Origin of the sequence: Actinoplanes subglobosus (assembly GCF_042650585.1) — a bacterium.
GTDB lineage: Bacteria > Actinomycetota > Actinomycetes > Mycobacteriales > Micromonosporaceae > Actinoplanes > Actinoplanes subglobosus.
This window is the reverse complement of the sequence record NZ_JBHSBL010000038.1, coordinates 1-17,078: the sequence shown is the minus strand read 5'-3', so window position 1 is coordinate 17,078 and position 17,078 is coordinate 1. Positions and strand designations below refer to the sequence as shown.

The 17,078-nt window shown below is 73.0% G+C and carries 11 protein-coding genes, 1 pseudogene and 1 riboswitch; of the genes and pseudogenes, 2 read left to right on the top strand and 10 right to left on the bottom strand.

All coding sequences use genetic code 11. The features are described from left to right. The 4 genes and pseudogenes from ACFO0C_RS46885 to ACFO0C_RS46870 all read right to left on the bottom strand — a co-directional run. Positions 1-846, bottom strand: a pseudogene (locus ACFO0C_RS46885) (cellulase family glycosylhydrolase); the annotation flags it as partial. A gap of 177 nt (positions 847-1,023) precedes the next feature. Beyond that, complete coding sequence (locus tag ACFO0C_RS46880; protein ID WP_378073377.1) at positions 1,024-2,706, bottom strand: precorrin-2 C(20)-methyltransferase; 1,683 nt, start codon at positions 2,704-2,706, stop codon at positions 1,024-1,026. A gap of 246 nt (positions 2,707-2,952) precedes the next feature. Then, complete coding sequence (locus ACFO0C_RS46875; protein ID WP_378073376.1) at positions 2,953-3,570, bottom strand: precorrin-8X methylmutase; 618 nt, start codon at positions 3,568-3,570, stop codon at positions 2,953-2,955. 3 nt (positions 3,571-3,573) lie between these two features. Further along, a complete protein-coding gene (locus ACFO0C_RS46870; RefSeq protein WP_378073375.1) occupies positions 3,574-5,220 on the bottom strand; it encodes a precorrin-3B synthase in 1,647 nt (548 codons plus the stop codon). Between the two features lie 104 nt (positions 5,221-5,324). After that, positions 5,325-5,451: riboswitch (cobalamin riboswitch) on the top strand. 34 nt (positions 5,452-5,485) lie between these two features. On the opposite strand from ACFO0C_RS46870, the gene cobN reads away from it, so the two are divergent. After that, positions 5,486-9,019 (top strand): cobaltochelatase subunit CobN, encoded by a 3,534-nt coding sequence (gene cobN, locus ACFO0C_RS46865; protein WP_378073374.1) that lies wholly within the window; start codon positions 5,486-5,488, stop codon positions 9,017-9,019. A gap of 5 nt (positions 9,020-9,024) precedes the next feature. Here the strand turns inward: cobN and ACFO0C_RS46860 are convergent, their stop codons facing one another. Genes ACFO0C_RS46860 through ACFO0C_RS46845 form a run of 4 tightly spaced genes read right to left on the bottom strand, consistent with a single transcriptional unit; the run spans position 9,025 to position 12,471 of the window. Further along, positions 9,025-9,954 carry an NAD-dependent epimerase/dehydratase family protein gene (locus ACFO0C_RS46860; protein WP_378073373.1) on the bottom strand — a complete coding sequence of 310 codons (930 nt, stop codon included), beginning with the start codon at positions 9,952-9,954 and terminating at the stop codon, positions 9,025-9,027. Beyond that, positions 9,954-10,706, bottom strand: a complete 753-nt coding sequence (gene cobF, locus ACFO0C_RS46855) for a precorrin-6A synthase (deacetylating) (protein ID WP_378073372.1) — start codon at positions 10,704-10,706, stop codon at positions 9,954-9,956. The genes ACFO0C_RS46860 and cobF overlap by 1 nt, the downstream gene beginning before the upstream one ends. 14 nt (positions 10,707-10,720) lie before the next feature. Beyond that, positions 10,721-11,398, bottom strand: a complete 678-nt coding sequence (locus ACFO0C_RS46850) for a response regulator (protein WP_378073371.1) — start codon at positions 11,396-11,398, stop codon at positions 10,721-10,723. Further along, entirely contained in the window at positions 11,395-12,471 is a 1,077-nt protein-coding gene (locus tag ACFO0C_RS46845; protein ID WP_378073370.1) for a sensor histidine kinase, read from the bottom strand. Before ACFO0C_RS46845 ends, ACFO0C_RS46850 begins: the two co-directional genes overlap by 4 nt. A gap of 131 nt (positions 12,472-12,602) precedes the next feature. Between ACFO0C_RS46845 and ACFO0C_RS46840 the strand changes: the two genes are divergently transcribed. Then, entirely contained in the window at positions 12,603-12,998 is a 396-nt protein-coding gene (locus tag ACFO0C_RS46840) for a hypothetical protein (RefSeq protein WP_378073369.1), read from the top strand. A gap of 123 nt (positions 12,999-13,121) precedes the next feature. On the opposite strand, the gene dinB is transcribed toward ACFO0C_RS46840, so the two are convergent. Continuing rightward, positions 13,122-14,300 carry a DNA polymerase IV gene (dinB, locus tag ACFO0C_RS46835; protein ID WP_378073368.1) on the bottom strand — a complete coding sequence of 393 codons (1,179 nt, stop codon included), beginning with the start codon at positions 14,298-14,300 and terminating at the stop codon, positions 13,122-13,124. Positions 14,301-14,310: 10 nt separating this feature from the next. After that, on the bottom strand, positions 14,311-16,983 hold the full coding sequence (locus ACFO0C_RS46830; RefSeq protein WP_378073367.1) for a family 78 glycoside hydrolase catalytic domain: 2,673 nt from the start codon (positions 16,981-16,983) through the stop codon (positions 14,311-14,313). Positions 16,984-17,078 lie beyond the last annotated feature (95 nt).

Sequence of the window (17,078 nt, the reverse complement as noted above, 5' to 3'; positions counted from 1 at the left end):
CTCGCCCTCACTGCTGACGGCGGTGCTCACCCCGGTCTCGCCGATCACGATCGGATCCGGGGCGACCGCCGCCTGCGCCCGCCGGATCTCGGCCAGCGCCCGCTCCGAGTTGCCGTAGAAGTGGAAGTCGTAATAGTCCAGCGGGGTGCCGGTCAGCGCCGTGCGGATCCGGGCCAGCCCCGCCGCACCACTCTGACCATCCACCGACAGGGTCAACGGCATCTGCGGTACGGCCTCCCGAACCGCCGGAATCAGTCTGCGCACCCACGACACCGCAGCCGGGTCGGTCGACACGAACTCGTTCTTCAACTCCACCGACAGCACCCGGCGGTCGTCGGCGTACGGCGCGAGCACCGCCTTCGCCCAGGAGGCGCTGCCGGCCGCGTCGCTGTAACCGGACCACCAGTCGAACAGGGTGAGCTTCACCGTCAGGCCCTGCGCGTCGGCGATGCTGATGAACTTGCGCAGGCGGTCGGCGTACTCCTGCCTGGGCTTGGGAAAGCCGAAGGCCTGCGGGAAGACGATGATCCGCACGTTGTCGGCGCCGAGCGCGGCCGCCTTCGCCAGGTCCGCCTCGATGCGGGCCGGGTCGAAGCCGGTCCACATCGCCGACCAGCCGGCGTTCGACGGGTAGTAGTTGATGGTCCGCGCGGTGGTGACCGCCGCGAGCCGGGACTGCAACGTCGCCGCCCCACCCTGGACCGTCAGCGGCTGCGGATCGCCCAGCGGCAGCGCCGACGCCCGCGGGGAGGGGTTGGTCGCGGCCGACCCGGAAGCCGGTAGCGCGACGGCGAGCAGGAGCGACGAGGCGAGGATCGCCGCGGCACGGGTACGAGCTGTCGTCACGGTGGTTCGGAGCCCCTCACTTGGTCAGGTTCGTGGCCCCTCCATTCGGTTGTCCGGGTCCCGGCTGTCAGGCACCGCCGGAAGCAGTGCGGTTGCGATCCGGGTGCGTGCCGGCCGACCACCTTCATTCCGCCGGCGGCAGCCGATGGTCCCCCATCGGCCCGCCGGGGACGGTGCTCAGTCCGGGTAGTGGCGTGGCGTGTACACCGCCGTGGTGCCGTCGCCGCGGGTCACCGCCCGGGTCTGCGACGAACCGATGATCAGCAGGCAGCGCATGTCCACGGTCGCCGGGTCGAGCGCGGCCAGCGTGGTGACCCGCACCGACTCCTCCGGGCCGCCGACGTCCCGGCCGACCACCACCGGGGTACTCGGGCGGCGGTGCGAACGCAGCAGCTCCAAGGCGCGGACCAGCTGCTCACGACGGGTCTTCGACGCCGGGTTGTAGACCGCGATCACCAGGTCGGCGGTCGCGGCCGCCTCCAGCCGGGACTCGATCACCGACCACGGCTTCAGCCGGTCGGACAGTGACAGGATGCAGAAGTCGTGACCGAGCGGCGCACCGGCCCGGCTCGCCACCGCCTGCGCCGCGGTCAGGCCCGGGATGACCCGCACCGGCACGTCCCGCCACTGCGGATCCTCGGCCACCTCCAGGACGGCCGCGGCCATCGCGAAGACACCGGGATCGCCGGACGAGACGACCGCCACCCGCCGTCCGCGCTTCGCCAGGTCCAGCGCGAACGCCGCCCGCTCGGCCTCGACCCGGTTGTCCGACGGGTGCCGGCGCTGACGCGGGTTCGGTGGGACCCGGTCCACATACGGCCCGTAGCCGATCAGGTCGTCGGCGCCGGCCAGCGCCTCCTGCGCCTCCGGGGTCAGCCAGTGCCGGGCGCCCGGGCCCAGACCGACCACCGTCACCCCGCCGGCCGCGTCGAACCCGGTCGGCGCCGCGGCACCGGCGTCCTCCAGGCTGACCAGGCCGGACTCCGGCTCGGCCGTCGCCGGGGGGCGGGCGGCGAGCAGGACGTCCAGCCCGGCCCTCCCCGCACCGGCACCCGTCATCTCCTCGTCCGCCATGAAGGCGGTGGCGGCCGGGCTCGGCAGCAGCGCCAGCGAGAAGTACGGAACGGTCGCCGGGTCGACGTCGCGCAGCGGGGCCGAACGCTCCCGGTCGGTGGTGGCACGCTCCACATACCACGCGTCGTCGAGGCGGCCGGCCTGCTGCAGAGCCTCCCGCACCCCCTCGAACGTGCGGCCCAGCTTCATCACGGCGGCCGAGTCGGTGGTGGCCAGGCGGGCCGCCAGCTCCTTCGGCTCCAGCGTGCCCGGCAGCACCGTCAGCACCTCGTCGCGCTCCATCAGCGGACGACCCAGCACCGCCGAGGCGGCACTGACCGACGTGACACCGGGGACGACGGCCGTCTCGTACCGCCCGGACAGCCGTTTGTGCATGTGCATGTAGGAGCCGTAGAAGAACGGGTCGCCCTCGGCCAGCACCACCACGTCGCGCCCGGCGTCCAGATGCGCGGCGAGCCGGGCCGCCGACGCGGTGTAGAACTCGTCGATCGCGCCCTGATAGCCGCCCGGATGATCGGTCGTCTCGGTCGTCACCGGGTAGATCAGGGCCTCCTCGATCTGGCCCTCCCGCAGATATCCGGCGGCGATCGCGCGGGCGTTGCTGCGCCCGTGCCGCGCCGCGTGATACGCCACCACGTCGGCGGCGCCGATCAGCCGCGCAGCCTTGACCGTGACCAGCTCCGGGTCGCCGGGGCCCAGCCCCACCCCGAAGAGCCGCCCGGTCCGGGCCGTCACCTGCGAGGGAATCGCCGCCGCGGTGTCGCCGCGGGCTGCGTCGTTCGTCATCGAAGTCCTTGCGTGGGTTCTCCGGCGCCGGACCGGAGGAGTATGGGGTTCTCCGGCCGCCGGGATCCTTCGGTCGGGGTCCTGCTGCCGGGTTTCGGTCGCCGGGATCCTTCGGTCGGGGTCCTGCTGCCGGGTTTCGGTCGCTGGGGTCCTTCGGTCGGGGTCCTGCTGCCGGGTTTCGGTCGCTGGGGTCCTTCGGCTGCCGGACCGGCGGGTTGTCGGGTTGGCGGGTTTGTCGGGTTCGGTCTACTCGGCTTCGGAGGCGAGGGCGTTCACGGCGGCAGCGGTGATGGCGCTGCCGCCCCGGCGGCCCCGGACGATCAGGTACTCGAGGCCGGACTCGGCCAGCGCCTCCTTCGACTCGGCGGCGCCGATGAATCCGACCGGGATGCCGATCACGGCGGCTGGTCGGGGCGCACCCGCCTCGACCATCTCCAGCAGCCGGAACAGTGCGGTCGGGGCGTTGCCGATCGCCACCACGGCGCCGCCCAGCCGGTCGCCCCACAGGTCCAGGGCGGCGGCGCTGCGGGTGTTGCCGATCCCGGCCGCGAGCTGCGGAACAGCGGGGTCCCGCAGGGTGCAGACCACGTCGTTGGCGGCAGGCAGCCGGGTCCGCGTCACCCCGGAGGCCACCATCTCGGCGTCACACAGGATCGGGGCACCGCCGAGCAGCGCCTTGCGGGCCGCGGTCACCACGGCCGGACTGAACCGGACGTCCTCCACCAGATCCACCATCCCGCAGGCGTGGATCATCCGGACCACCACCCGGGACACGTCGTCCGGCAGCCCCGACAGATCCGCCTCGGCCCGGATCGTGGCGAACGACCGCCGGTAGATCTCCGCGCCGTCGCGCACGTACTCCATGGTTCAGAGCCTCCTAGCCACCGCTATCACGTCTTCCAGCCCACTCGCCGCCGCGTCCCCGGGCCACGCCACCGCCGCACCTCCCGGTCGTGCCGGCGTCGCCACCTCTTCCGGCCGTGTCGGCGCCGTCCTGTCCTCCGGTCGGTCCACTGCCGCACCTCCCGGTCGTGCCGGCGTCGCCACGTCTTCCGGTTGTGCCGGCGCCGTCCTGTCCTCCGGTCGGTCCATTGCCGCACCTCCCGGTCGTGCCGGCGTCGCTGTGTCCTCCGGGGCCGTTGCTGCCGTGACCGGCGCGGAGACGCCGATCATCGGTGGTCGGGCGGCCGGCGTCGATGGTCCGATTAGCCCGGAATCTCCGGACGGTGCCCGCCGTCCGGACGCTGATCCCGCCCGGACGGCGGTGGCGACGTGCACACCCGGCTCACCGCCACCGGCCGGATGGCGAGTGATCAGGTAGCCGTCCGTGGTCGCCTCGGCGCGGACGTGCGCTCCCGCCGGACTGCCGCACGCGCGGGCGCAACCCACCCAGTGAACCGGGAGGCCGTCGACGAAACGGGCCGCGGCGGTCGCGTCGGCGCGCACGTCGGACAGCGATTTCGCGCAACCTGGCCGGCCGGCGCAGGCGGTCACTCCCGACCACGGCGAACCGGGCGCCACGGCGAGACCGGCTCCGGCCAGGCGATCCGCCCAGGCCGGCGCCGCCGCCGGTGGCAGATCGGCAACCACCACGCCACGCCACGGCGTCACGACCAGCAGTTCCGCGGCCTCCAAGACCCTCATCGGCACGCCATCGAGGCGCCCCAACGGCACCAGCGCGGCGACCGCGGCGAGCCCGTCCTCCTGTGGCAGCACCCCGATCAGGTCACCGGGCTCCGGCGCCTCGACGGGCACCGCGACATCCACGGGCACGATCGTCACGCCGGGCGTGACGGTCACCGGGTCGGGCGGCACGCCGAGTGTGGCGGCCAGCCGGGCCGTGATGCGAGCGGGGCCGTCGATGAGCTCGCGCAACCGCCACGCCGCAGCGCTGCCGGAGCGCTGCTCGGCCCGCTCGGCCAGGAACGCGTGGGCGGCGGCGACCATCGTGGGCACGACGTCGTCGTAGCCGGCACGCAGCCCGGTGTCATGCCCGCCGAGCCTGATCACGAACGGTCCGTCGACGGCGGAAGCGGCGGGTGGGCACGGGACGACTGTGGACGGCGGCACCGGGACCGCGGCCACGTCGGAGGCGAGCGGGACCTGGCCGATGGCGAAGAGGAACTTACCGGGCAGCGCGGCCAGGGTGGCGTCAGCCTGGATCGCGAGGTCGAGCCGTCCTACGAGAGCGCGGAGAAGCGATCCTGGAAGAGGCGGGGCCGCAATGTTCCGTACATTATCGTGGGTCGGGGAAGGCAGCAGGCCCGCCGACCGCAACCGGGCCGCCAACGCCGGCGCATCGCCTGGTCTCAATGCTCTGAGCTGGAGATTGGCCCGGGAGGTCAGCTCCAGGCAGCCGTCGCCGAACTCCTCGGCCAGCTCGCGCAGCGAGCGCAGCTGAGCACCGGACAGCATGCCCCCTGGCAGCCGGACCCGCGCCAGCATGCCGTCGGCCGCGGCATGCAGCCGCAGCGCGCCGGGACAGGCGTCGGTGTCCGACGAACGGGGAGTCATGGCCCGGATACTACGGCCGACCCCCGACAGGAATTCACCTCCGTCGTGCGGTGGGTCGGGAGCGTCACAGCGGCCGTTCCGCCTTGACGCGGGACACCGGGGTTCGGAAAGGTTAGGGGCCAACGAGCGGCGACGCCGCGGAGGAAGCCGGTGCGAGTCCGGCGCGGTCCCGCCACTGTCACCAGGGCATTTCTCTGGGAGCCAGGAACTCCGGTCGCCGTGATGTCCGTCTACCCGGGGCGCGGACCCCGAGGGGGAGTGCGCTGTGTTCCTGCTGCTGTCGACGTCCGACACCGACCTGCTCAGCGCCCGGGCCAGCGGCTCGGCCTGGCGCCCGGCCAACCCGGCCCGCACCGCCGTCGACGACCTGCCCGCCCTGCTCGACGGGGCCGACCTCGTGGTGGTGCGTATCCTCGGTGGCCGCCGGGCCTGGGAGGAGGGCCTCGACGCGCTGCTCGCGAGCGGTCTGCCGGTCGTCGTCCTCGGCGGTGAGCAGGCGCCCGACGCCGAGTTGATGAAGCTGTCCACCGTGCCCGCCGGTGTCGCCGCGGACGCGCACACCTACCTGGCGCAGGGCGGTGCCGACAATCTCGCGGCACTGCACGACTTCCTCTCCGACACGGTGCTGCTGACCGGCAACGGGTTCGCTCCGGCGGTCGAGACCCCACAGTGGGGGCTCCTGCCACGCGAGGCGTCCGAGGGCGGCCGGGAGACGGTCGCGGTGCTCTACTACCGGGCCCACCACATGGCCGGCAACACCGCGTTCGTCGAGGCGCTGTGCCAGGCGATCGAGGCCCGGGGCGGCCGGGCGCTGCCGATCTTCACGGCCTCGCTGCGGACCGCCCCGCCGGAGCTGTTGGCCGAGCTGCGCAAGGCTGACGCGCTGGTGGTGACGGTTCTGGCCGCCGGCGGCACCCGCCCGGCGACGGCGAGCGCGGGTGGCGACGACGAGGCGTGGGATGTCGGTGTCCTCGCCGACCTGGACGTGCCGATCCTGCAGGGCCTGTGCCTGACCAGTTCGCGCGCGGCCTGGGAGGCCAGCGACGACGGTCTGTCCCCGCTGGACGCGGCGACGCAGGTGGCGATCCCCGAGTTCGACGGGCGGATCATCACGGTCCCGTTCTCCTTCAAGGAGATCGACGAGGACGGGCTGTCGGTCTACGTGGCCGACCCGGAGCGGGCGCTGCGGGTGGCCGGGATCGCTGTGGCGCACGCCCGGCTGCGGCATGTGCCGCCGGCCGACCGGCGGATCGCGCTGATGCTGTCGGCCTACCCGACGAAGCACTCGCGGATCGGCAACGCCGTCGGTCTGGACACCCCGGCCTCGACGGTCGCCCTGCTCGCCGCGCTCGCGGAGCGGGGTTACCGGATCGGCGACTTCGGGACCTATGACGGCGACGGTCTCATCCACACGCTGATCGCGGCCGGTGGCCAGGATCCCGACTGGCTCACCGAGGAGCAGCTCTCCGAAAACAAGGTCCGGATCTCCGGTGTGGCGTACGAGTCCTGGTTCGTGACGCTGCCGGACGACTTCCGGGAGAGTGTCGAGCGGCACTGGGGCCCGCCGCCGGGTGAGCTCTACACCGACGGCGGCGACATCGTGCTGGCCGCCCTCCGCGACGAGAACATCGTGGTCATGGTGCAGCCGCCGCGCGGGTTCGGGGCCAACCCGGTCGCCATCTACCACGACCCCGACCTCCCGCCGTCGCATCATTACCTGGCGGCGTACCGGTGGCTGGCCGACGAGTTCGGCGCGCACGCCGTCGTGCACGTCGGCAAGCACGGCAACCTGGAGTGGCTGCCGGGGAAGAACGTCGGCATGTCCGCTTCGGACGGCACCGACGCGGCCCTCGGCGACCTGCCGCTGATCTACCCGTTCCTGGTCAACGACCCGGGCGAGGGCACCCAGGCCAAGCGCCGGGCGCACGCCACCCTGGTCGACCACCTGATCCCGCCGATGGCCCGCGCCGAGTCCTACGGCGACATCGCCCGGCTGGAGCAGCTGCTCGACGAGCACGCCAACATCGCCGCCCTCGACCCGGCCAAGCTGCCGGCGATCCGCGCGCAGATCTGGACGCTGATCCAGGCCGCAAAGATGGACCACGACCTCGGTCAGGCCAACCGGCCCGACGACGAGGAGTTCGACGACTTCATCATGCACATCGACGGATGGCTGTGTGAGGTCAAGGACGTGCAGATCCGCGACGGGCTGCACGTGCTCGGTGCGGCGCCGACCGGCGAGGCCCGGATCAACCTGGTGCTGGCGATGCTGCGGGCACGGCAGATGTGGGCCGGCAAGGTGGCCGCCCTGCCCGGCCTGCGGGAGGCGCTCGGCCTGGCCGAGGACGCGTCCACCGCGGAGACCGACCGGGTCGAGGCGGAGGCCCGCGAGCTGGTCACGAGGATGGAGGAGGCCGGGTGGCCGACCACCGTGCCCGACATCTCGGACAATCCTGATGTGGTGCGGGTGCTGGAGTTCGCCGCCACCGAGGTGGTGCCCCGGCTCGCGAAGACCACCGACGAGCTCACCCACGTCCTGCACGCGCTCGACGGTGGCTACGTCCCGGCCGGTCCCAGCGGCTCCCCGCTGCGCGGCCTGATCAACGTGCTGCCCACCGGGCGTAACTTCTACTCGGTCGACCCGAAGGCGATCCCCAGCCAGCTCGCCTGGGAGACCGGCCAGGCGATGGCCGAGTCGCTGCTCACCCGCTACCGCGCCGACCACGGCGACTGGCCACGCTCGGTCGGCCTCTCCGCCTGGGGCACCAGCGCGATGCGCACCGCCGGTGACGACATCGCCGAGATCCTGGCCCTGATCGGCGTCCGCCCGATCTGGGACCCGGCGTCCCGGCGGGTCACCGGGCTGGAGCCGATCACCGCCGAGGAGCTGGGCCGTCCCCGCGTCGACGTGACGGTGCGTATCTCGGGCTTCTTCCGGGACGCGTTCCCGCACGTGGTGGCGCTGCTCGACGACGCTTTCAAGCTGATCGCCGAGCTGGACGAGCCGGACAACTACGTCCGTGAGCACGCGCTGCGCGACCAGGGCGAGCACGGCGACTGGCGACGGGCGCGGACGCGGATCTTCGGGTCCCGCCCCGGGGCGTACGGTGCGGGCATCCTGCCGCTGATGGACAGCCGTAACTGGCGGGACGACGCCGACCTGGCCGAGGTCTACGCGGTGTGGGGTGGGTTCGCCTACGGCCGCGACCTGGACGGGGTTCCGGCCCGCGGGGACATGGAGAACGCCTACCGGCGGATCGACGTGGCCGCGAAGAACATCGACACCCGCGAGCACGACATCATCGACTCGGACGACTACTTCCAGTACCACGGCGGCATGATCGCCACGGTGCGCGCGCTGACCGGTAAGGCGCCGGCGGCGTACATCGGCGACTCCACCAACCCGGACCAGGCTCGCACCCGCAGCCTGACCGAGGAGACCGCGCGGATCTTCCGGGCCCGGGTGGTGAACCCACGCTGGATCGCCGCGATGCGCCGGCACGGCTACAAGGGCGCGTTCGAGCTGGCCGCGACCGTCGACTACCTGTTCGGCTACGACGCGACGGCCGGCGTGGTCACCGACTGGATGTATGAGCAGCTCGCCGCCAGCTACGTGCTGGACGCCGAGAACCAGCAGTTCATGCGGCAGTCCAACCCGTGGGCACTGCACGGCATCACCGAGCGCCTGCTGGAGGCCGCCGACCGCAAGCTGTGGGACTCGCCGGAGCCGGAGACGCTGGCCGCCCTGCAGCAGCTCTACCTGGAGACCGAGGGAGATCTGGAGGACGGCCCGGCGTAACGGCGTCAGGTCAGACGGCTGAGCAGGCCGGCCTCGACATCCGGCGGGAACGGGTCGTCGGCCGGCCCGCCCCGCCCGCGGTCCCAGGCCAGTGTGTCGGCGACCGTCTCGGTCACCGGCCGGTGGGTGAGGCCGGCGGCCCGGGCCAGCCGGCCGTCGACGAGGTTGGCCGCCGCCCACTCCGGGTCGGCGATCCACATCGGTACGCCCATCCACGGGTCGATTCCGGCCGCGAGCAGCCGCGACGACGGGACCCACACCAGCTCGGCGGGTGTGCCGGCGACCTGACGGCACGTGTCCAGCAGAGAGACCATCGACGCCGGCTCGTTGACGGCGTTGAACACCCCGGAGGCGGTCGTGCCGACCAGCCACCGGGCCAGATCGCGCACGTCGATGAACTGCACCGGGTCGTCCGGGTCGCCGGGCGCGAGCACCCGCCCACCCCGGGCCAGGCGGCGTGGCCAGTGCGGGAACCGCTCGGTCGGGTCGTGCGGGCCGACGATCAGGCCGGGCCGGGCGATCAGCGCGGCGTCACCGAAGCCGTCCAGGACGACCTGCTCGCAGGCCGCCTTGCGACCGCCGTACGAGTCGTCGCCCAGTGTGGCCGCGCCCTCGACCGGCGGCACGCTCTGATCGGCGTAGACCGACACCGACGAGATGAACACGTACCGCCCGGCCCGTCCGGCCAGGGCGGCAACCGATCGGGCCACCACGTCGGGGTGGTAGCCGGCCGGGTCGATCACGACGTCGAACCGGCGCCCGTCGAGCGCGGAGAGGTCCGCGGTGCGGTCCCCGGCCACGGTCTCGACCTGCGGAAACAGGTCGGGGCCGGTCAGGCCGCGGTTGAACAGGGTGACCTCGTGACCGGCGGCGAGGGCCGCCTCGACGACGGCACGCCCCGCGAACCGGGTGCCGCCGAGCACCAGCAGACGCATCAGGACTGCCGGCGGCGCAGCAGATAGGTGTCCATGATCCAGCCGTGCTTCTCGCGGGCCTCGGTGCGGATCTCGACGATCTTGTCACCGACCGCGGCGACCGGCCCGGACACGAGCAGCTCGTCCTCGGTGCTCACGTAGGCGCCCCAGTAGATGTCGGCCTCCGGGTACCTCGTGAACGCGTGCTGGGCGTCGAGCATGACGACCACGTCGTCGGCACCCTCCGGCCAGCCCTCGGCCAGCCGCCGGCCGGTGGTGACCTGGAACGGCTGTCCCACCCGGTTGAGCCCGACCCGGTGCTTGGCGGCCAGCGCGGACACACTGCTGATGCCGGGGATCACCTCGAACTCGAAATCGATCGCCCCGCGCTCCAGGATCTCTTCCAGGATGGCGATCGTCGAGTCGTACAGCGCCGGGTCGCCCCACACCAGGATCGATCCGATCTGATCGTCCCTCAGGTTCTCGGTGATCAGCTCCTCCAGCACGAGGGAGCGCCGGTGCCGCCAGTCGGCGACGGTGCCGGTGTAGTCGGCCGGGTTCCGATCACGGTCGGGGTCGCGGCCCTCGATGATCCGCTTGCCCGGCTTCGAATAGCCGCGGATCAGGCGCTCCCGCAGGTCGATCAGGCTGGCCTTGGTCTCACCCTTGTCGAGCAGGAAGAACACGTCGGTCCGGCCGATCGCCTTCGCCGCTTGCAGGGTCAGATGGTCCGGGTCGCCCGCGCCGATCCCGACTACACAGATCTTCCGCACGCTCAGAGTCTGCCTCACCCGCGGCGGCGCGCCGCCGCCAGGCCGCTGCGATGGGCGATGGCGACGAGTTGCGCGCGGCTCGCGGCCTCCAGTTTGGCCAAAATGCGGTGGACGTACGTACGGACGGTCTCCGGACTCAGCGACAACGCCCGGGCGACCGACGCGTTGTCGTCGCCGTCCGCGAGGGCGGCCAGCACCTGCAGTTCGCGGGCGGTGAGCCGGTCCAGCCGCGGGTCGGCGACCGGTCTCGGCGTGGCCACCGCGTGGGCCATGACCTGCCGGGTCACCCCGGGGGAGAGCACCGGCTCACCACGGGCGGCGGCTCGGACGGCGTACCGCAGAGGCTCCGGGGCGGTGTCCTTGAGCAGATATCCGTCGGCACCGGCATGCATCGCGCCGAGCACCTCGTCGTCGGTGTCGAACGTGGTGAGCATGAGGATCGCGATGTCCCGGCCGTCCGGCCCGGAACGGATCTCCCGGACCGCGGCGATACCGTCACCGCCGGGCATCCGGATGTCCATGAGTACGACGTCCGGCCGCAGCCGGCGCACCAGGGCGGCACCGGTGACCCCGTCCGACGCCTCACCGACAACCTCGATCGGTGTCGTCGCCGGGTCACCGGTGAGCAGGGCCGTGATCCCGGCGCGGACCAGGGACTGGTCGTCGACGAGCACCACCCGGATCGCGGTCATCGGGCCGGTTCCAGGGGCAGGGCGGCGCTGACCCGCCAGCCGTTCTCCACCGGTCCCGCGTCGAGGCGGCCACCGGCTGCGGCGACCCGCTCGCGGAGCCCGGTGAGCCCCGCGCCGGCGCCCTCCGGGCCGGCCGGTCCGCCATCGTCCTCCACGCTGACCAGCAGGACACCCTCGGCCTCGCGGATCTCGACAGCGATGCTGCGGCCGCCCGAGTGGCGTAGCACGTTCGTCACCGCCTCCCGGACCAGCCGATAGGCGGTCGCCGCGGTCGCCTCGTCCTGGACCGGCTCGATCGCGGCCCGTACCCGGAATCCGGCGTCCCTGGCGGTGTCCATCAGTGCGCCGAGGTCGCCGAGTGACGGCTCCGGGCCGGCCCGCAGGTTCCGCACCGTCCCCCGCAGGTCGGCGAGCGCCTCCGAGAGCGCCCGGGTCACGTGGTCGAGGGCGGCGACCGTCGCGTCCGGCCGGTGCGGCGCCTCCTGCCGGGCCACGTTGGCCTGGATCGCGGCGACGGTCAGCGCGTGTCCGATCGAATCGTGCAGCTCGCGGGAGAGTTCCTGGTTGTGCTCGTGGACCCGGCGTTCGGCCTCCAGCTCGATCTGGCGGCCGGTGAGCGCGCTGATCCGCCGCCGGGCCCGGACCAGCTCGCCCAGGACGATCGCGGCGGCCATCAGGGCGAGGTGGCCGATCCCGTCATACAGGACCACGAAGCCGAAGTCCTGCCCCTCCCGCAGCCGGAAGAACACCGAGACGACCAGGGCGACCAGCGTCGCGGCGACAGCGGTCCGGCGGTGCCCGGCCTCGGCGGCCGAGTACAGCGCGGCGGCCACCGGAACGGCGACGCCGATCGCCGGGAACCCGGCCGCGTAGTAGGCGAACAGTCCGCCGACGGTGAGGACCAGCACGATCCGCGAATGCCTCCGCCGGCCGAGCATCAGGGCCCCGAGGGCGGCCGCCCACAGGTACGCGACGGCACCGGGCTGCCCGCCGCCCAGCCCGGCCGAGGCGATCAGCGCCAGCACCCCGGCCACACCGGCCGCGACCGCGACGTCCACCAGCACCTTCCGCACCTCACCGATGCTAGGCAGGGTTCTCCGGGTACGGGTACGCCGGAAAGCGACACCTCCGGCCGCCACCGGCCGGATTCGCCGCACGGTCCGGGTCCCTAGCGTCGGATGTCATGCGGAAGGACCTCCCTCTCATGATCGTTCTGGGGCTGCTGGCGGCCCCCCGGGCGGTCCTGCACGATCTCGGCCTGATCCACGAGCGGACCGGCCTCAACGCCCTCTTCGTCGTCGTGCCGCTGCTGATCTGGATCGTGGTCGCGGTGACCCGCCCGGTGTCGCCGGTGCGGCTGCTGCTCGGCGCCGGCGTCGTCTACGGGATCAGCCTGGCCGTCGTCCACAACGCGCTGTGGAACGGCGGGTCGACCGTCCCCGAACCGCTGGCACGGGTCGCGATGACGCTGTCCAGCCTTGTCACGGGCGTCGTGGTGGGCGCGATCTGCGGCGGCCTCGCCTGGCTGATCACCCGCCGCCGGACCAGGCCATCCGGAACGAACGGCACCAGCGGCCCGGCGGGCACTCGCGGCGGCTGATCCACGGGTGGTCGGCACTGATCCGCCGGTGGCGGCCGGGCGCGAGTGGCGGCGGGTCCGCGGGTGGCCGGCGCGGATCCGCCGGTGGCGGCCGGGCCGGCCGGGCCGGCCGGGCGGCAGCGCTCAGTCGGGCAGGATCGGGACCGACGGGGAGATCTCCCGGCCGATCATCGCGGCCCGTCGAAGGGCGCTCGACCCGAATCGGTCACGAACCCGGTCGACGGCGGCATCCAGCCCGTCAGCCCGGGGCGGCTCGAACGGCAGCTCCATCTGGACCGCCCCGTCCCCGTCGAGATTGCTCACCGCGACTCCGACCAGCGTGAGCCCCCGCTCGCCGATCAACGGCCACGCCTCGCGCAGCAGGTCGACAGCGGTCCGCAGCACCGCCCCGGTCTGCATGGTCGCCTTGATCAGGCTGCGGGACCGGGTGGCCCGGCTGAAATCACCGAACCGCAGCCGCAACGTGATCGTGCGCCCGGCCCGATGCGCCCGCCGCATCCGCTGGGTGACCCGGTCGACCAGCGCGCCGAGAACCGCCTCGACCTCGGGGAAGCCGCGCGCCGCACTCCGGCCCAGCGCGCACTGCGCCCCGATCGAGCCACGGCGCCGCCCGGTCTCCACCCGGCGTGGATCACGGTTGTGCGCGAGGGCGTGCAGGTGCCGGCCGGCGCCGCCGCCGAGCATGGCGACCAGCGCGGCCTCGCCGATCCGGGCCACGTGCCCGACCGTGTGGATCTGCCGCTCCCGCAGCTTGGCCGCGGTGACCGGGCCGACACCCCACAGTTTCTCCACCGGCAGCGGATGCAGGAACTCCAGCTCCCGTCCGGGCGGAACGACGAGCAACCCGTCCGGCTTGCCGACACCGCTGGCCACCTTGGCCAGGAATTTCGTGGGAGCCACACCGACGGTGATCGGCAGCCCGGTCCGCGCGCGGACGTCGGCACGCAACCGCCGGGCGATCTCCTCCGGCGTGCCGCGGATCCGGCGCAGACCCTCCACGTCGAGGAACGCCTCGTCGATGGAGAGCGGCTCGACGAGCGGGGTGGTGTCGCGGAAGACCTCGAAGACGGCCTTGCTGGCCGCCGCATACGCGGCCATCCGTGGCGGCACGACGACGGCCTGCGGGCACAGCGCCCTCGCCCTGCTCAAAGCCATCGGGGTACGCACCCCGAGCGCCTTCGCCTCGTAGGAAGCGGCGAGCACTACCCCACCGCCGACCAGAACCGGCCGGCCGCGCAGCGCGGGATCGTCGCGCTGCTCGACCGACGCGTAGAACGAGTCCAGGTCGGCGTGCAGGATCACGCGAGCTACCTTAGTACATGTGTTCGAAAAGATGCACCCCTGGCCCGATGACCTGCACCGACGAGGGCAGCACCACCTCAGCGGAGGTCCCCGGCGGCACCTCGACCTCGAGCCGGAGCCGCCCGTCGGTGAGCGTCCACGCCGACCCGATCCGGCCATAAGGGCTGTCGTGCACCGCCGAGGCACTCGTCAGCCCGCCGCCCGGCACCGGTTCGACGCGAAACTCGCGGTGACCGGGCGACACGAGCCGGATCCCGGCGGTGTATCGGTGGAGAAACCCGATGACCGCCCCTTTCGAGTAATGGTTGAGCGAGTCCCGGGCCCGCCCGTCCGCGTCCACCCCGTCCCACCACTCCCAGACCGTGGTGGCGCCCCGGTCCAGCATCACCATCCACGACGGCTCACTGTCCTGAAAGAGCAGGTCGTAGGCGACGTCAGCGTGCCCGTGGTCGGCCAGGACCGGCAGCAGATCGGCGGTCGCGAGGAAACCGGTGCCCGGGTGCGTCCCGGCCGCGCGGACGAGTGCGGCGAGCCGGTCGGCGGTCCGCTGTTCCAGCTCGGGCGGGACGAGACCGAAAGCGAGTGCCCGCACCAGGTTGGCCTGGGTGTCCGGGCGGACCGTGCCGTCGGCGGCGATGAAGGCTCGCTGCCACGCCGCCCGCGCGTTCTCCGCCAGTCGCTCCCAGCGCCCGGCCGGCCGGCCGAGGACACCGGCGATCCGGGCCGCGATCGAGGCGGAGCGGTGGAGGTATGCGGTGGCCACGTCGCCGAAGTCCCGTTTCTGGTAATCGGCCATGTCACCGATCTCCTCGCCGGGCACCAGCCACTCGCCCCAGTGGAAACCGGTGTCCCAGAGGTGCGGGTCGGGCTCGCGGGTCGGGTGATGCCCGGCGGCGGCGCTGCGTTCGACGTGTTCCAGCCACGCCACCATGGACGGCCACTGTTCGGCGAGGAGCCGCTCGTCGCCGTATGCCTGGTAGAGCGCCCACGGCACGAGGACGGCGGCGTCACCCCAGCCGGCCGAGCCGTTCCAGCCGCCGAGCGGCCCGTGCCGCCCCTCGGCCGGCGGGCAGGGCGAGATGTTCGCGACGACACCGGTGTCCCACTGGTCGGCGGCCAGATCACGCAGCCATTTCGTGCCGAAACCGGCGACGTCGTAGAGGAAGGCGGCGGTCGGGGCGAAGACCTGCCAGTCACCGGTCCACCCCGCGCGTTCCCGGGTCGGGCAGTCGGTCGGGATGTCGCAGGCGTTGCCACGGAAACTCCACACGGCGGCGTCGTGCAACCGTTCCAGGCGTGGCGAGCTGCAGGCGAACCATCCGGTGCGCCGCATGTCGGTATGCACCACGACACCGGTGACGTCGTCCGGGCGCAGCGGCACGCCGCCCTCCACCCGGACGTATCGGAAACCGTGCGTGGCGTGCCGCGGTTCGAAGACGTCCTCGCCGGCCGGGCGCACCCGGTCCACCTGCCCGGCCGACAGTGGGTGCGGGAGGAAGGGGAGATCCGGCGCGAGGTGACCGATCGTCACGTCGCCGTCGGGCCCGAGCGATTCGCCGTGGGTGAGGGTGAGTTCGCCGTCCACCGCGGCGAGACCGGTCAGCCGGACCCAGCCGTTGATGTTCTGCCCGAGGTCGACCACCTGACGGCCGTAGGCCGGGGTGGTGATCGCGACCGGCCGCAGTTCCTCGACCCGGCGGACCGGCGGGGCGACCGCCCAGACCAGCGTGCCGGTGCCGAGCTCCGGCGCGAGTTCGACCGGTGTGCCGGGGCCGGGCCGCACGCTCCCGTCCCACGCGACGCCCTCGATCAGGTCGGCGGCTGTCAGCGGCGACGGCCGGCTGATCCAGCTTCCGTCGGTGCCGCCGGCGACCACGTCGTCCACGTGCAGTTGGGCCAGGGCGGCGGTGCGGGTTCCCCACTGGTCGGCCGAGCGCAGCAGTCCGACCTGCCCACGGAACCATCCGTCGGAGAGCCGGAGCACGATCTCGTTACGGCCCGCCACGAGCAGGTCCGTCACGTCGAAGACCTGGGCCTGCAACCGCGTCCGGTACTGGGTGAAACCAGGCGTCAACTCGTGATCGCCCACCCGTATCCCGTTGATGAATGCCTCGTAGAGGCCGTGTGCCGTCGGGTAGAGCCGGGCCCGCGTAGCCGGCCGTTCGCAGACGACCACGCCGAGCAGGTCGTGGGCCGGCCGGTGGCCGGGCGGCGCCGGCTCGTCCCAGGTCGGCCTGCCGTCCGTGGTCGGCCTGCCGTCCGTGGTCGGCCTGCCGTCCCGGGTCGGCCTGCCGTCCCTGGTTGGGTTGCCGTCCCTGGTTGGGTTGCCGTCCTCGGCCGGCCGGATCCAGGTGGCGGTCCAGTCGGCCGGATCGAGGAGCCCGGTCTCCAACGTGGTGGCCGTCGACCAGTCGCTCTCGCCGAGTTCGGTGTGGACCCGGACCTGCCAGGTGACGCGCTGCGCGGAAGCGAGTGGCGCGAAGGGCCAGGCGACCAGCACGTGACCTGTCCCGGGTAGCCATCCGGTGTCGAGCCCGTCCCCGGTGCGGATGCGGTAGGCGTCCTGCCCGGCGGCCCCGGCCGGCAGCCGCCAGGACAGCCGGGGCCGGGCTTCGCCGATGCCGAGCGCGTGGTCCAGATGCTCGGTGCGGGGGTCCGTGGGGTGATTCGTTCGCGAGCTCAAGTGGTGACCTCGGTCTTCGTCGAGAGTTCCGGTTCGTGGCGGCGGCGGGCGGGTGACGGCGGGCGGGTGACGGGAGGCGGGAGGCGGCGGGCGGG

Coding starts and splice junctions, on each gene's coding strand:
- ACFO0C_RS46840 (WP_378073369.1), top strand. CDS start 12,603: ATGATCGTTCTGGGGCTGCTGGCGGCCCCCCGGGCGGTCCTGCACGAT.
- ACFO0C_RS46870 (WP_378073375.1), bottom strand. CDS start 5,220: ATGACTCCCCGTTCGTCGGACACCGACGCCTGTCCCGGCGCGCTGCGG.
- ACFO0C_RS46860 (WP_378073373.1), bottom strand. CDS start 9,954: ATGCGTCTGCTGGTGCTCGGCGGCACCCGGTTCGCGGGGCGTGCCGTC.
- ACFO0C_RS46850 (WP_378073371.1), bottom strand. CDS start 11,398: ATGACCGCGATCCGGGTGGTGCTCGTCGACGACCAGTCCCTGGTCCGC.
- ACFO0C_RS46875 (WP_378073376.1), bottom strand. CDS start 3,570: ATGGAGTACGTGCGCGACGGCGCGGAGATCTACCGGCGGTCGTTCGCC.
- ACFO0C_RS46880 (WP_378073377.1), bottom strand. CDS start 2,706: ATGACGAACGACGCAGCCCGCGGCGACACCGCGGCGGCGATTCCCTCG.